General features: G+C 71.7%; 14 protein-coding genes and 1 pseudogene. 5 read left to right on the top strand and 10 right to left on the bottom strand.

The features are described from left to right. The first annotated feature begins 69 nt into the window (after positions 1-69). Positions 70-369: a hypothetical protein gene (locus AX737_RS05930; RefSeq protein ID WP_066919798.1), complete on the top strand. Its 300-nt coding sequence runs from the start codon at positions 70-72 to the stop codon at positions 367-369. Positions 370-428: 59 nt separating this feature from the next. On the opposite strand, the gene AX737_RS05925 is transcribed toward AX737_RS05930, so the two are convergent. Next, the gene (locus AX737_RS05925) at positions 429-896 is read right to left on the bottom strand and encodes an Hsp20 family protein (protein WP_066919797.1); all 468 of its coding nucleotides are present in this window, start codon (positions 894-896) and stop codon (positions 429-431) included. A 197-nt stretch (positions 897-1,093) separates the two neighbouring features. Here AX737_RS05925 and AX737_RS05920 point away from each other — a divergent pair, with 197 nt between their 5' ends. Continuing rightward, entirely contained in the window at positions 1,094-2,161 is a 1,068-nt protein-coding gene (locus AX737_RS05920) for an alpha/beta hydrolase (protein WP_066919795.1), read from the top strand. A gap of 174 nt (positions 2,162-2,335) precedes the next feature. Here the strand turns inward: AX737_RS05920 and AX737_RS05915 are convergent, their stop codons facing one another. From AX737_RS05915 to AX737_RS05895, 6 genes are all read right to left on the bottom strand, one after another. After that, entirely contained in the window at positions 2,336-2,860 is a 525-nt protein-coding gene (locus tag AX737_RS05915; protein WP_066919793.1) for a histidine phosphatase family protein, read from the bottom strand. Beyond that, positions 2,860-3,840, bottom strand: a complete 981-nt coding sequence (locus AX737_RS05910; protein WP_066919791.1) for an aldo/keto reductase — start codon at positions 3,838-3,840, stop codon at positions 2,860-2,862. The genes AX737_RS05915 and AX737_RS05910 overlap by 1 nt, the downstream gene beginning before the upstream one ends. Positions 3,841-3,906: 66 nt before the next feature. Next, positions 3,907-4,758, bottom strand: coding sequence for a MoxR family ATPase (locus AX737_RS05905; protein WP_066919789.1), 852 nt, complete (start codon positions 4,756-4,758; stop codon positions 3,907-3,909). A 90-nt stretch (positions 4,759-4,848) separates the two neighbouring features. After that, entirely contained in the window at positions 4,849-4,986 is a 138-nt protein-coding gene (locus AX737_RS33000; RefSeq protein WP_156453554.1) for a hypothetical protein, read from the bottom strand. 199 nt (positions 4,987-5,185) lie between these two features. After that, positions 5,186-5,833: a hypothetical protein gene (locus tag AX737_RS05900; protein ID WP_066919787.1), complete on the bottom strand. Its 648-nt coding sequence runs from the start codon at positions 5,831-5,833 to the stop codon at positions 5,186-5,188. Further along, complete coding sequence (locus AX737_RS05895) at positions 5,830-7,047, bottom strand: ATPase (RefSeq protein WP_066919785.1); 1,218 nt, start codon at positions 7,045-7,047, stop codon at positions 5,830-5,832. The genes AX737_RS05900 and AX737_RS05895 overlap by 4 nt, the downstream gene beginning before the upstream one ends. Before the next feature lie 309 nt (positions 7,048-7,356). Here AX737_RS05895 and AX737_RS05890 point away from each other — a divergent pair, with 309 nt between their 5' ends. Further along, complete coding sequence (locus tag AX737_RS05890) at positions 7,357-9,207, top strand: cation:proton antiporter (RefSeq protein ID WP_066919783.1); 1,851 nt, start codon at positions 7,357-7,359, stop codon at positions 9,205-9,207. Positions 9,208-9,259: 52 nt separating this feature from the next. On the opposite strand, the gene AX737_RS05885 is transcribed toward AX737_RS05890, so the two are convergent. Continuing rightward, positions 9,260-9,673 (bottom strand): hypothetical protein, encoded by a 414-nt coding sequence (locus tag AX737_RS05885; protein ID WP_066919781.1) that lies wholly within the window; start codon positions 9,671-9,673, stop codon positions 9,260-9,262. Between the two features lie 220 nt (positions 9,674-9,893). Here AX737_RS05885 and AX737_RS05880 point away from each other — a divergent pair, with 220 nt between their 5' ends. Next, positions 9,894-11,069 carry a VWA domain-containing protein gene (locus AX737_RS05880; protein WP_066919779.1) on the top strand — a complete coding sequence of 392 codons (1,176 nt, stop codon included), beginning with the start codon at positions 9,894-9,896 and terminating at the stop codon, positions 11,067-11,069. A 91-nt stretch (positions 11,070-11,160) separates the two neighbouring features. Here the strand turns inward: AX737_RS05880 and AX737_RS05875 are convergent, their stop codons facing one another. Next, on the bottom strand, positions 11,161-11,481 hold the full coding sequence (locus AX737_RS05875) for a 2Fe-2S iron-sulfur cluster-binding protein (protein WP_066919778.1): 321 nt from the start codon (positions 11,479-11,481) through the stop codon (positions 11,161-11,163). A 167-nt stretch (positions 11,482-11,648) separates the two neighbouring features. Continuing rightward, on the bottom strand, positions 11,649-11,981 hold the full coding sequence (locus tag AX737_RS05870; protein ID WP_066919776.1) for an Hpt domain-containing protein: 333 nt from the start codon (positions 11,979-11,981) through the stop codon (positions 11,649-11,651). Between the two features lie 276 nt (positions 11,982-12,257). Between AX737_RS05870 and AX737_RS05865 the strand changes: the two are divergent. Further along, positions 12,258-13,990 (top strand): annotated as a pseudogene (locus tag AX737_RS05865) (hypothetical protein); the annotation flags it as partial.

The raw sequence follows: 13,990 nt of genomic DNA, 5'->3' as shown, positions 1-13,990 counted from the left end.
GGCCGGCGCACCGGAAACCTGCGCCCGTGGCGGCGTTCCCCTCCTGCCCGACCGGGAGCGGGATCACCCATGCGCCACGCCTACACCGCCCTTCTGCTGACCTGCGCGGCGACCGCCGCGAGCGCGCAGGGTCGGCCCGACAGCACGACGATGACCTGCGCGCAGGCCCGCGCGACCGTGTTGCGGGCGGGCGGCATCGTGTTGGGCACGGGCGGGCCGACCTACGACCGCTACGTCCGCGACCGCAATTTCTGCGCGCCGACCGAGGTGACCCGCGCCGGCTTCGTGCCGACGCGCGACGCGCCGCGCTGCTTCGTGGGCTACACCTGCTTCGAGCCCGGCGTCGGCGACTGGTTCGGCGATTACTGAGCGCGCACGAGAACGCCCCGGCCGGTGGCCGGGGCGCTCCCTCACGCGGTGCCGGCGGCTCAGGCCGCCTGCTGCACCTCGCCCTCGATCGCCGCGGTCTTCTGGCCGGTGGCGATCTGGATCTGGCGCGGCTTCTTCGCCTCGGGGATCTCGCGGACGAGATCGATGTGGAGGAGGCCGTTCTCCAGCGCCGCGCCCGTCACCTGGACGTAGTCGGCGAGCTGGAACCGGCGCTCGAAGCCGCGGGCGGCGATGCCCTGGTGCAGCACTTCCACCCGGCGGGCGGTGTCGCCCTTGCGCTCGCCCTTCAGGGTCAGCGCGTTCTCCTTGACCTCGATCGACAGATCGGCCTCGGTGAAGCCGGCGACCGCGACCGTGATCCGGTACGCGTTCTCGCCGGTGCGCTCGATGTTGTAGGGCGGGTAGCTCGGGACGCTGTCGGCGCTGACGAACTGGTCGAGGGCCGAGAACAGCCGGTCGAAGCCGACGGTGGAGCGGTAGAGGGGAGCAAGATCGAACTGACGCATAACATATCCTCCGTGGAGCAACATGCTTCTCTGCATTCAAGAGGGTCCGCCCGAGGGCCGGACCGTTGTCGTGCCGCCGCCTGGCCGGCACGACAAGGATATCGGAGCGGCCCGATCTGCCTTCAAGGCCCGCAAGACCGCTCGATGCCACCGCGCGGCAATTTTTTCGCATCCTCTCCCAAGAGCCGGATCCGCCGATGCTGACCCTCGATTCGACGCCCGACAACCCGGTCCCGCCGGGCGGCACGCTGATCGGCGTGCGCACGCGGGACGGCCTGACCCTGCGGGCGGCCTACTGGCGGGCGCCGGCCCGGCGCGGCAGGGGGACGGTCTGCCTGCTGCAGGGGCGGGCCGAGTTCATCGAGAAATACTACGAGGTGATCCGCGAGCTGATCGCGCGGGGCTTCGGCGTGGTCGCCTTCGATTGGCGCGGCCAGGGCGAATCCGGCCGGCAGGTCGACGATCCGCGTAAAGGTCACGTGGCGCGCTTCGACGATTACCGTCTCGACCTCAAGGCGATCGAGGAGAGCGTGCTCGTGCCGCTCATGCCCGAGCCCTACCACTGCCTCGCCCACTCGATGGGCGGCTGCGTCGCCCTCACGGGCGCGGCGGAGGGCTGGCTGCCCTTCGGCCGCATCGTCACCGTGGCGCCGATGCTCTCGATCCGCATGGTCGCGTGGCCGGCGGCGGCCTCGGCGGTGGCGCGCTCGCTCCAGGCGTTGCGCCTCGGTCGCGCCTTCGTGCCCCGGCTGTCGCACGTGCCGGGCGTCGGAGCACTGCTCGGCCTGGGACATCGGCTGCGCGGCCGTCGCTACGTCCCGCACGATCCCGGCGCCTCGATCGCCACGATGCCCTATCCGGGCAACCGGCTCTCGCGCGATCCCGCCCGCTACGCCCGAAACGCCGCCGCGGCGCGGGCGGTCGGTGCGGGAGCGGTGGGCGATCCGACGGTGGCGTGGCTCGCGGGCGCCTTCCGGGCCATGGCGCGCCTGCGCGACCCGCGGCTGCCGGCGCGCATCGCGACGCCGACCCTGATCCTCGGAGCGGGTGCCGACCCGGTCTGCGGCACGCCGGCGACCGAGCGCTTCGCCGCCCGGCTCAAGGCCGGCACGATCCTGGTCCTGCCGGACGCGCGCCACGAGATCCTGCACGAGCGCGACCCGATCCGGGAGGATTTCTGGGCCGCCTTCGACGCTTTCGTGCCGGGGAGCCCCGTGCCTCGGGTGGAGGGCGAGGCAAGGCGGGTGGCCCCGGTGGAGGGATAGGACCCGCGGGCAACCGCTTGCGGGCCGACCCATGATCCGACCCATGATCCGGCCCATGATCCGGCCCACGGTGCACCGGGTCGATCTCTTTCGCGTACCGAGGATCCCCCTCTCCCGGCACGGCGGGGAGAGGGGGGATCCGATCGCCTTCGCGGCGATCGAACGGAGGCGGTGTCAGTCCTCGTCGTCGTCGCCGAGATCCTTCGGCTTGACGAAGCGTTCGAGCCGCCCCGTCCCGGAGGCGACCTCGTCCCACCCGCCGACCTCGAAATCGATCACCGCGAGGGCCGCCGTGGGGAATTGCGTGGCGAGGCGGCGCCGGTCGGCCTTCGATCCGCTGCCGACGGCCTCCGTGGCGAAATCCTGCAGGCCCGGATTGTGGCCGACGACGAGGAGCGTGCCGGCGTTGTCGGGCGCGCCGCGCACGACCTCGAGGATCTGCGCCGCGCCGGCTTCGTAGAGCGCCGGAACGGTCTCGCCCGGATTGCCGTCGAGGGGCCCCCGCACGGCGTCCCAGGTCTCCAGGGTGCGCCGGGCGGGCGAGACCAGCACATGGTCCGGGCGCAGCCCCGCTTCCGCGATGTAGGCGCCCATCCGCGGGGCGGCCTGCCGGCCGCGCGGGTTGAGCGGCCGGTCGCGGTCGGCCACGCCCGGCGGCCGATCGGACTTGGCGTGGCGCAGGAGGATCAGGCGGCGCATCAGCGAAAACCTACGATGGCGTGCGGGACGTAAGGACCTTCGAGCGTCGCGATCTCCTCGGGCGTGAGCCGGAGGTCGAGGGCCGCGACCGCGTCGTCGAGATGCTGCGGCTTGGAGGCGCCGACGATCGGGGCGGCGACGTTCGGCTGCGCCAGCACCCAGGCCAGCGCAACCTGCGCGCGGGGCACGCCGCGGGCCTCGGCGACGCGCGCCACCGCCTCGACCACCTTTCGGTCGGCCTCCGCGGTGGCGTCGTAGAGGTTCTTGCCGACCTCGTCGGTCTCCTGCCGGGCGGAGGCCGCGTCCCAGTCGCGGGTGAGCCGGCCGCGGGCGAGCGGGCTCCAGGGGAGCAGCGCCACGCCCTGATCGACGCAGAACGGGATCATCTCGCGCTCCTCCTCGCGGTGGAGCAGGTTGAGGTGGTTCTGCATGGTCGCGAAGCGCGTCCAGCCGTGGCGGTCGGCGGTGTACTGCGCCTTGGCGAACTGCCAGGCGTACATCGAGGAGGCGCCGATGGCGCGCGCCTTGCCGGCCTTCACGACGTCGTGCAGCGCCTCCAGCGTCACCTCGATCGGCGTGCCGTAATCCCAGCGGTGGATCTGGTAGAGATCGACGTAGTCGGTGCCGAGCCGCTTCAGCGAGGCGTCGATCGCCTGGAAGATCGCCTTGCGCGAGAGGCCGCCCGCGTTCGGCGCGTCGGTGAGCGGGTAGAAGACCTTCGTGGCGAGCACGATGTCGTCGCGGCGGGCGAAGTCCTTCAGCGCGCGCCCGACGATCTCCTCGGAGGTGCCGTCCGAGTAGTAGTTCGCCGTGTCGAGGAAGTTGATCCCGAGGTCGAGCGCGCGGCGCAGCAGCGGCCGGCTCTCGGCCTCCGGCATGGTCCAGGGATGAGGCCCGCGCTCCGGCACGCCGTAGGTCATGCAGCCGAGGCAGAGCGGCGACACGTCGAGGCCGGTGAGGCCGAGCTTCTTCGTCTTCATGGTCTGGCTCCGGTCGCCCCCGCGTCCGGCCCCCTATCTGGGCCGAGGTCTCGCGAATGCGAGGGTTCAGCCGCCGCGCCCGTCGCGCCGCATCATGAAGGCGAGCTTCTCGAACAGGCTCACGTCCTGCTCGTTCTTCAGGAGCGCCCCGTGCAGGGGCGGGATCAGCTTGCGGCCGTCGCGCTCGCGCAGGGTCTCGGGCGAGACGTCCTCGGAGACTAGGAGCTTCAGCCAGTCGAGCAGTTCCGAGGTCGAGGGCTTCTTCTTGAGCCCCGGCACCTCGCGCGTCTCCAGGAAGACGCGCAGGGCCTCCTCGACCAGCCGGTGCTTGATGCCGGGATAATGCACCTCGACGATGCGCCGGAGCGTCTCGGCGTCCGGGAACTGGATGTAGTGGAAGAAACAGCGTCGCAGGAAGGCGTCCGGCAGCTCCTTCTCGTTGTTCGAGGTGATGATCACGACCGGCCGCCGGCGGGCCCGGACCGTCTCGCCGGTCTCGTAGACGTGGAACTCCATCCGGTCGAGTTCGGTCAGCAGGTCGTTCGGGAACTCGATGTCGGCCTTGTCGATCTCGTCGATCAGCAGGACCGGGCGCTCGTCGGCCGCGAAGGCCTCCCAGAGCTTGCCGCGGCGGATGTAGTTCGCGATGTCGGAGACCCGCGGGTCGCCGAGCTGCGAGTCGCGCAGGCGCGAGACCGCGTCGTACTCGTAGAGCCCCTGCTGCGCCCTGGTCGTCGACTTGACGTTCCAGGTCAGCAGCCGCGCGCCGAGGCCCCGGGCGATCTCCTCGGCGAGAACCGTCTTGCCGGTGCCGGGCTCGCCCTTCACCAGGAGCGGGCGCTCCAGCACGATGGCGGCGTTGACCGCCGCGGTCAGGTCCGGCGTCGCGACGTAGGTCTCGGTTCCGGTGAAGCGCATCCGGCTGTCCCTGCTGCTCTGGTCGTCCGCCTTCGAGTTAGGCGGCGCGTGGGCCGGGAGCAAGCGCTGTACCGTCTCGGGGGTGAGGGGTCACGCGCGCAGGGACGACACCTTGGGAAGTCGCCAGAGGTCGTCCTTGCTCGGATGGGCTTTCAGCATCGCGTCGGCCGCGAGCGTCACCGCCATCAGCGCGACCGGCATGCCGACGAGGGCCACAACAATGATCATCCCCACCCCCAAAGCCGCGTTGAGCGGTCAATAGAGACGATCCTCTGCGGTTTATGGTTAACAAATCCTCAACATGCAGCATTCGGCCCTTCAGGGTCGCCGTACGGCCGGACGTCCGCGAGACCCCGGGATCGGAGAGCCGGTCCTGCCCGGGATGCGCGGCCGCGCGTCGCGTCGATGCCGCCGCGCCCGGCCCGCGTCAGACCTTCTTCGGATCGAACCAGATGCAGCTCTTCGAGAGCTGCTGCAGGTTGAGCTGCGAACTCGTCTGCGGCGCCACCTGCCCGTTGATGGCGATGTTGACCTGGGTCAGCACGTCGCTGCCGAACTTCTGCGGATGGGAGAAGTAGCAGTACTGCGACTCCGGCACCTTCTCGTCGCCCTTGAACTGCCAGCCGGTGACGATGTTGCCGTCGAGATAGGGCACCGCCTTGAATACCGTGAAGGTGGTGCGCACGGCCGCGTTGCCGTCCTCGCCCTTGGCCTGGGCGGCCACCACCTGGGCGATGTCCGGCCGCGTCTGGGGCGGGGCCGCCACGGGCTGGTCGAGCTTCAGCACGTTGTCGGTCAGCGTGACCTCGCCCTTGGTCTTGATCGTCACGTCCGCGAGGGCGGCCTGCATGGCCTGGGCGATGCGCTCGGCGGCCGACTCGTACTGGCTGAGATAGGCCCAGCCGTAGGCGCCCGCGCCGACGCCGATGCCGGCGAGCGCCGCGAAGATCCCCGCGCCCGCCGCCCGGAACAGGAAGGCGCGCGCCGCCACGATGCGGGCCTCCGCCCGCAAGCGGCCGTTGACGTGCTGGGCGAGCACGATGTTCTCGGGGGTGCCCGCGGCGTGGATGGTCATGCACCGGCTCCGGCGCTGGCGGTGACGGGAGTCTGAGCGGGGCCTTGCGCCCCCGATTGGGTGGGCTGGCGCCGGTCGAGCGGGATCACGGCTCCGGAGGGCGCCTCACGCTGCGGCCGGGCCTGCACCAGCCCGATCTCCTGGCGCAGGCCCTCGGTGAGCTGCTCGATCAGGTAGGGGCTCGCGGCCGGGTCGATCGTCGCGCCGAGGTCGTCCTCGTCCATGAAGGTCTTGCGCACCGAGACCGCCGACAGGGCGAGGATCGTCGAGGCGAAGGCGGCGCAGAGCGCGGGCACGAACACGAAGATGCGCAGGAAGGCGTGGACCTGCGCGTCCGTCACGTCGATCGGATCGACGCCGTAGACCATCGCGGTGAAGGAGTGCAGCTGCGAGCGGTTGACCGCGGTGCGGTAGGCCTGCTCGGCGTCGGCCACGCGCCGGTCGGCCTGGCCGCGGTCGAGGGCGGCGCGCGCCTTGCGGGCCTCCTCCAGCTCCTTGGTCAGCGCGGCGCGGTCGGTGCCGGCCTTGGCCACGCTCGCCGCGAGCGTCTGGGTGCGCGGGTCGGTGACGCATTTCAGGTTCTGGTAGCGCACGCCGCGGCTGTTGGTGCCGAACACCTTCTCGCAGCGCTGGGCCGGCAGGCTCGCGAGCTGCGCGGCGTTCTCGGTCGAGCGCCGCTCGATCTGGTCGAGCTCCGTCGTGTACTGCTGCACCCGCGCGTCTGCCGCGCCGATCCGGTTGTCGAGGCTGTCGCGGTCGGCCTGCGCGTCCTTCAGTGCGGTCTTGGTGCGGGCGGCCTCCATCAGGCGGGGATGGAACATCATCTCGCCGAGCTGCGAGACCGACTTCGTGGTCACGCCCGCCGCGAAGATGATGCCGACGATGGCCAGCCCCCGCACGAACCAGGAGCGCTGCGTGCGGGCCAGGATGCCGAGCGGCACGCGGCAGAGCTCGACCGCCGCGTAGACCAGCGGCGCCAGCAGCATGAAGTAGAAGGCGTGCCAGTCCCCGTCGCTGTAGACGCCCGCGAACAGCCACGCGCCCGCGAGCGAGGCGCCGATCACCATGAACTCGACGAGGTAGGCGATCGCGACGTAGCCCCACTTGATCCGGTAGCCCTTCTCGACGTCGCGCTCGTGCTTCCACCGCTGGGACTCGAGTGACCAGGCGCGCCGCTCGCGCTGGACGTCCCGGCTCGGAGGTGTCTTCGACATGGGGTTCCCGGGGCTCGGACGAGGCGTCGAGGGCTGGAGCTTTACCGTTCGTTAACCGGCCGCGGTATGCGCATAATGTGCCGATTTTGCGCCGCGGCCGGGGGATCCACCGAAAGAGCCGTGCGGTGACCCATATGCCTCACCCGGGCGTGGGGCAGGCAAGCGGCCTGCCTGGGTTGTCCCCACGCCCCATCCGTGGGATGCGCTCGAGGGCGCCCCGCCGGGACCGGGCCGGATTGCGGTTGCCCGAGGGTCCGCCCATGATCCCGGCCGAACGACGACCGGACGCGGGGCCGGAACCGGAGCGCCATGCCAGAGGTCCATACCGGCTCCTACAAGGAGGCGATCCTATTCCTCGTCACGGCGGGGATCGTGGTGCCGCTGTTCCATCGCCTGCGGATCAGCCCAGTGCTGGGCTTCATCGGCGCGGGCGCCCTGCTCGGGCCCTTCGGCCTCGGCCGGCTGTCCGAGCAGTACGGCTGGGTCTCGCTCTTCACCATCGGCAACCGGACCGAGATCGCGCATCTGGCCGAGTTCGGCGTGATCTTCCTGATGTTCATGATCGGGATCGAGCTGTCCTGGGAGCGCCTGCGCACGCTGCGCCGGCTGGTCTTCGGCCTCGGCTCGCTGCAGGTGATCTGCTCCGCGCTGGTGATCGGCGCGATCCTGTTCGGCCTGAAGGTGCCGCTCGCGGGCGCCGCGATCGTCGGCATCGGGCTCGCGCTCTCCTCCACGGCGGTCGTCCTGCCGGTGCTGGCCGAGCAGAAGCGGCTCAACACGCCGACCGGCCGGGCAAGCTTCGCGGTGCTGCTGTTCCAAGACCTCGCGGTCGCCCCCGCGCTCTTCGCCATCGCGGTGCTCGGACGCAGCGACGGAGCCAACATGGGCGGCGCCCTGGCCCTGGCGCTGGCCCAGGCGGCGGTGGCGATCGTGCTGATCGTGGTGGCGGGGCGCTTGGCGCTCCGCCCGCTCTTCCAGCTGGTCGCCCGCACCAAATCGACCGAGCTGTTCATGGCGGCCTGCCTGCTCGTCATCGTGGCGACCGCGCTGACGGCTGCGGCGAGCGGCCTCTCGATGACGCTCGGCGCCTTCGTGGCGGGGCTTCTTCTGGCCGAGACCGAGTACCGTCGGGCGATCGAGGCGACGATCGACCCGTTCAAGGGGCTGCTGCTCGGCGTATTCTTCGTCTCGGTCGGCATGAACCTCGACCCGGCCCAGCTCGTCGCGGCGCCGGGCGCGATCCTCGGCCTGTCGCTCGCCCTCCTCCTGATCAAGGCGGTGGTGGTGCTGATGGCCGCGCCCGCGCTCAAGATCGCGCGGCCGGTCGCGCTGGAGACGGCGCTCCTGCTCGGCCCCGGCGGCGAGTTCGCCTTCGTGCTGATCGGCGGCGCGGTGGCCACGGGGCTCGTGCCCGAGGAGGTCGGGGCGGCGGCGCTCATCGTCACCACCGTCACCATGATCATGATTCCGGGGCTGGCCGCCCTCGGCCGTCGGATCGGGCAGCGGGCCGCGAAGCACCAGCTCGGCCGGGCGCGGGCCGAGCCGCCGCCGGACCGCCAGCAGAACCGGGTGATCGTGGCGGGCTACGGGCGCGTCGGACGCCAGGTCGGCGAGATGCTGGCCCGGCACAAGATCCCCTACCTCGCCCTCGACGCGGACGCCGCCCGCGTCGCCGAGCAGCGCCGTCTCGGCAACCCGGTCTATTTCGGCGACTCGGCGAACCCGGAGCTGCTGCGCCGCTGCGACATCGCCACGGCCCGCGCCCTCGTCGTCACCCTCGACAACCCGCGCGCCGTCGAGGCGGTGGTGGCCGCCGCCCGCTCCGAGCGGCCGGACCTGACCATCGTCGCCCGCGCCCGCGACGCCCGCCACGCTACCGCCCTCTACGACCTGGGCGTGGACGACGCGGTGCCCGAGACGATCGAGGCATCGCTCCAGCTCTCGGAAGCGGTGCTGGTCGATGTCGGCGTGCCGATGGGGCTCGTCATCGCGTCGATCCACGAGCGGCGGGACGAGTACCGCGCCATGCTGCGCCGGAAGGAGACGGACACGCGGCCGGTCTTCCGGGCCCGCCGGACCGTGGGCAAGCACGCCGAGCCGCGGGAAGGTGCGCGCGAGGCGAAGGACGGGAAGGAGAAGCCGGTCAGCCGGACGGCGTGAGCGGCGGCCGCTTCCCCTCCCCCGCAGAGGGGAAGGGAGCGTGTCGCGCGCCTCAGGCCGGGGCCGCCTCGAACAGGTCCGTCGGCACGCGGCGCCGCTCCGTCTTCCCGGCCCGCTCCTCCGGTTCGACCCCGTCCGCGAAGCGGCAGCGGTAGGTCACCGCGTCCGGCGGCCCGAGGCCGGTGTCCAGCGGAACCGTCACCGTGTCGCCCTCGAAGCGCCAGCCGCGGGCGCCCTTATCCCAATAGAGCCAGACCGTGCCCGGATATCCCTCCAGCCGGAAGATCGCGGCCTTGCGGGTCATTGAGTGGAGATGGCGTGGGGCCAGCATGCCCTTGTCCCGGTAGGCCTCCCGGGTCGCCGCCGGCTGGCGCTCGATGAAGGTGTTGCGCACGATCTCGATCACCGCGCCCGACCGCCCCAGGAACCGCTTGAAGTCGCGCATGTCGCGCAGGACAACAGACATCGCCGATCCTCCGCAGGAGCCGTATCTCGCGAGAAAGCGCGCGACCGAATGTGGTGATGCCCGCATCAGCTTTCGTGACCTGCTGCGGCGCCGATAGAGGGCTATCAACAGGTCATCGCGCCTATGCACAGGAAACGAGGTCGGGAGTCGGGCCCCGACGCGGGCCGACGCCGCGTGGGCGGCGCTTGACCCGGACGCCCGGCCCGCGCGTTATCGGCCCATGCTGCTGCAGTTCTTCACCGCGCTCCGCGACGCGAAGGTGCCCGTCACCCTGCGCGAGTACCTGACCCTCCTCGATGCCCTCGACCGCGACCTCGCCGCGAAGCGGGTGGAGGAGTTCTACTTCCTGGCCCGTACGGCGCTCGTGAAGGACGAGGGCCATCTCGACCGCTTCGACCGGGTCTTCGGACAGGTGTTCCGGGGCCTCGAGAGCGTCGGCGAGACGGTCGCGCCGAGCGCCATCCCCGAGGAATGGCTGCGCAAGCTCGTCGAGAAACACCTCACCGAGGCCGAGAAGGCCGAGATCCGGGCGCTCGGCTGGGACAAGCTGTTCGAGACCCTGAAAGAGCGCCTCGCCGAGCAGAAGGGGCGTCACCAGGGCGGCTCGAAATGGATCGGCACGGGCGGTACCTCGCCCTTCGGCGCCTACGGCTACAACCCGGAAGGGGTGCGCATCGGCCAGGACGGCAACCGCAACTTCCGCGCGGTCAAGGTCTGGGACAGGCGCGACTTCCGCGATCTCGACGACACCGTGGAACTCGGGGCCCGCAACGTCCGCGTCGCGCTACGCCGCCTGCGCCGCTTCGCCCGCACGGGTGCCGCCGAGGAACTCGACCTCGACGGCACGATCCGCGCGAGCGCCCGCCAGGGCTATCTCGACGTGAAGCTGCGTCCGGAGCGGCGCAACGCCGTGAAGGTGCTGCTCTTCCTCGATGTCGGCGGCTCGATGGACTGGCACATCGAGCTCGCCGAGACGCTGTTCTCGGCGGCGCGCTCCGAGTTCAAGCACCTCGCGCACTACTACTTCCACAACTGCCCCTACGAGGCGGTCTGGACCGAGAACGCGCGGCGCCACGACGACCGCACGCCGCTCCTCGACGTGATCCGTACCTACGGCCCGGACTACCGCCTCGTCTTCGTCGGCGACGCCTCGATGAGCCCCTACGAGATCGCGATGGCGGGCGGCTCGGTCGAGCACTGGAACGAGGAGCCGGGCGCGGCCTGGATGCAGCGCCTTCTCGACCACTTCCCGAAGGCGGCGTGGCTTAATCCGGTGGCGGAAGGCCACTGGGCCTACACGCAATCGATCGGCATGATGCAGCGCTTGCTCGGCGGCCGGATGTTCCCGCTGACGCCCGACGGGATCGACCGCGCGACACGGTCGCTGCTGCGATAGGCCTGCCGCCTGAGAGCACCTCACGAAACTCCCGATACAGGGAGCCCTCCCTCTGCACGCGACGGTACAGAGGGAGTTCCGTGAGAGGCTCTCAGCCCTGGCGGGCCGGCGTGTGCACAGTGAGCCCGTCGAACTCCGGCGCGATCTTGATCTGGCAGGAGAGGCGCGAGGTCGCCCGCACGTCGGAGGCGAAGTCGAGCATGTCCTGCTCCATGTCCTCGGCGGGGCCGACCCGCTCGGCCCAGTCGTCCGCGACGTAGACGTGGCAGGTGGCGCAGGCGCAGGCGCCGCCACACTCGGCATCGATGCCCGGCACGTTGTTGCGCAGCGCCGTCTCCATCACGGTCGCACCGACGCTGCCCTCGACGGTCCGGGCCGTACCGGCGGCGTCGATGTAGGTGATCTTGGGCATCTCAGGCTCCGGGGGTCGTCAGGCGTTTCGCCGATGTCTGTCGCCAGGGTCCGTCGCACGGCGGCGCGCCTGCTTGGCGGCAGGGACCGCGGAATGCAAGCGCGCGCGGGGTGCAGCCAGGCAGATAGTGTGCCGGATGCCGCGCCGCCTCACGAATGCCTGCGCCCTCACGCCGCGTCCGCGATCTCGGCGAGGGCGCGGGCCACCGCCTCCCGCAATGCCGCCGCCCCGGGCTCCGAGCCGGCGCGCAAAGCGGCTTCGGCCGCCTCGCAGAGCGCGTGGACCTCCCCCGCCCCGACGCCGGCCGCCGAACCCTTGAGCGTGTGGGCGGCGTCGGCGCGCGCGCTCCGGTCGGCCGCTGTGTCGGCGATCATCGGCAGCAGCCGGTCGCACTGGCCGGCGAAGAGGCCGAGGATCTCGGCGGCGAGGTCCGCGTCCCCGCCCGTCTGCTCCGCGAGATGCGCCCGGTCGATGCGGGGCTCGGGTCTCGGGCCGGTCATCGCGATCTCCTCGTCTCCGGCCGGCGCCCGCTATCCACAGTCGCGGTGGCCGCTCGGTCGCGCCGGGCGATGCCTTGAGGCATCATGCGGTTAGCGGGGCGGACAGGGCGCCGATGCGGCGTGGTAACCATTCCGTTAAGGTTTTCGGGGGGCGGCCGGGAGGCTCGGGTATCCGGGCCCTGCCGCGCCGTCTAGACTTCATTGGTAAACGGGTAATCGCGCCCGGAGGCCGGATTTCCGCTGGCCGCAGGCGCGAGGCGTAACGGGGCGCGTTGCATGGCGACGGACAAGAAGCTGAAGGATCCGGCCGAGGCGGCGCTCTCTGCGATCGAGCAGGCGCTGAACCTCGACGCCCTGACGCCCCCCGGGATTGACCAGCGGGCCGAGCCGCGCCTGCCGGACATCGGTGACGCCGAGCCGCTGATGGACCCGGCCGGCCGGCAGATGCCGCCGCGCCTCGACCTCGACCAGCCCCTCCCCTCCGACCTGCCGCCGCCCGGCCGCGAGCGCGCCCGCCGCGAGGGCGGCCTGTTGCCGCCCGACCGCTCGCTGGTCGCCAACGACGACCGGCGCAACATCGGCATCCTGCAGCAGACCCTGCGGGTCCGGCCCTCGCGCAAGCCCTACCTGTTCGCGGCGGTCGGCGCTGCGCTCTGGCTGAACGGCCTCCTGCTGATCGCCTGGATCCAGTCGGGCGGCGAGCTGAAGGGCTTCCTGGCCAACCTCACGCCCCTCCAGGCCACGGTGGGAGCCGCGGCGCTCGCCGGGCCGGTCTTCCTCTTCCTCATCGCCGCGATGCTGGCGGTGCGCGCCCAGGAGATGCGCCTCGTCGCCCGCGCGGTCGGCGAGGTGGCGGTCCGCTTGGCCGAACCCGAGAGCTTCTCCACCGACGCCGTGCTGACCATGTCGCAGACGGTCCGCCGCGAGGTCGCCGCGGTCGGCGACGGCGTCGAGCGCGCGCTCGCCCGTGCGGGCGAACTGGAAACCCTGGTGCGCGGCGAGATCGCCACGCTGGAGCGCGCATATTCCGACAACGAGATCCGTATTCGCGCGCTCGTGGACGAGCTGGTCGCCCAGCGCGAGGCGATCGTCGCCAACGCGGAGCGGGTGCGTGGTGCCATCACGGGCTCGCATCAGAGCCTCAGCCAGGAACTCGAGGGCGCCTCCGAGCGCATCGTCGCGGCGATGACGGGTGCCGGCGAGCGCGTTACCGAGGCGCTCGACGCGCGCGGCCACGCGATCACCGCCTCGCTCGGCGAGGCGGGCGAGCGCGTCGTCGGCGCCATGACGGGCCGGGGTGACGACCTGATCGAGCGCTTGGTCGCCACGAGCGACGGCGTGCGCGGCAGCCTCGGCGAGGTCGGCGAGAGCCTGACCCGCACCTTCGAGACCCGCGCGAACGCGGTCACGCAGGCCTTCGAGGCCGCGGGCAGCGGCGTGAGCGAGCGGCTGTCCGAGAATGCGACCCTCGTCGCCCGCACGCTGGCCGAGACCGGCGCCGGAGTCGCCGAGGCGCTCGACCGCCAGGGCAGCGCGGTGCGCGAGAGCTTCGAGCGCTCCGCCGGCGCATTGGAAAGCGCCTTCCTGGCCCGCGGCGGCGAGCTGACGGATCGCTTCGCCGCCACAGGCAGCGAGTTGACCGAGCGCTTCGCGGCGACCGGCGGGGAGCTCGCCGACCGTTTCGCCTCCACGGGCGGCGCGATCACCGCTCGCTTCGCCGAGACCGGGGCCGCCTTCACGCAGGATCTGGAGACCCGCGGCACGGCCCTGCGCGGGGCGATCGAGGCGGCCGGCAGCGGCGTCGCCGAATCCATCGAGAACCGCGGGCGCGAGGCGCAGGCCGCCCTGGCGCTCGCCGCCGGCGCGGTGGTCGAGAGCTTCTCGGCCCGGACCGAGGCCCTGCGCGACGATCTCGTCGGCTCGGCCGAGCGCGCGGGCGAGATCGTCGTCGGGCGCGGGGCCGAGATCGCCGGGCGCATGGAGGAGGTCGCGACCCGCCTCCACGCCAC

The organism is Methylobacterium sp. CCH5-D2, from assembly GCF_001556475.1.
GTDB lineage: Bacteria > Pseudomonadota > Alphaproteobacteria > Rhizobiales > Beijerinckiaceae > Methylobacterium > Methylobacterium hispanicum.
Note: the sequence above shows the minus strand (reverse complement) of the source record. Positions and strands in the feature narration are given on the sequence as shown.

Coding starts and splice junctions, on each gene's coding strand:
- AX737_RS05870 (WP_066919776.1), bottom strand. CDS start 11,981: ATGACCGGCCCGAGACCCGAGCCCCGCATCGACCGGGCGCATCTCGCG.
- AX737_RS05885 (WP_066919781.1), bottom strand. CDS start 9,673: ATGTCTGTTGTCCTGCGCGACATGCGCGACTTCAAGCGGTTCCTGGGG.
- AX737_RS33000 (WP_156453554.1), bottom strand. CDS start 4,986: ATGATCATTGTTGTGGCCCTCGTCGGCATGCCGGTCGCGCTGATGGCG.
- AX737_RS05875 (WP_066919778.1), bottom strand. CDS start 11,481: ATGCCCAAGATCACCTACATCGACGCCGCCGGTACGGCCCGGACCGTC.
- AX737_RS05905 (WP_066919789.1), bottom strand. CDS start 4,758: ATGCGCTTCACCGGAACCGAGACCTACGTCGCGACGCCGGACCTGACC.
- AX737_RS05930 (WP_066919798.1), top strand. CDS start 70: ATGCGCCACGCCTACACCGCCCTTCTGCTGACCTGCGCGGCGACCGCC.
- AX737_RS05890 (WP_066919783.1), top strand. CDS start 7,357: ATGCCAGAGGTCCATACCGGCTCCTACAAGGAGGCGATCCTATTCCTC.
- AX737_RS05895 (WP_066919785.1), bottom strand. CDS start 7,047: ATGTCGAAGACACCTCCGAGCCGGGACGTCCAGCGCGAGCGGCGCGCC.
- AX737_RS05880 (WP_066919779.1), top strand. CDS start 9,894: ATGCTGCTGCAGTTCTTCACCGCGCTCCGCGACGCGAAGGTGCCCGTC.
- AX737_RS05900 (WP_066919787.1), bottom strand. CDS start 5,833: ATGACCATCCACGCCGCGGGCACCCCCGAGAACATCGTGCTCGCCCAG.
- AX737_RS05920 (WP_066919795.1), top strand. CDS start 1,094: ATGCTGACCCTCGATTCGACGCCCGACAACCCGGTCCCGCCGGGCGGC.
- AX737_RS05910 (WP_066919791.1), bottom strand. CDS start 3,840: ATGAAGACGAAGAAGCTCGGCCTCACCGGCCTCGACGTGTCGCCGCTC.
- AX737_RS05915 (WP_066919793.1), bottom strand. CDS start 2,860: ATGCGCCGCCTGATCCTCCTGCGCCACGCCAAGTCCGATCGGCCGCCG.
- AX737_RS05925 (WP_066919797.1), bottom strand. CDS start 896: ATGCGTCAGTTCGATCTTGCTCCCCTCTACCGCTCCACCGTCGGCTTC.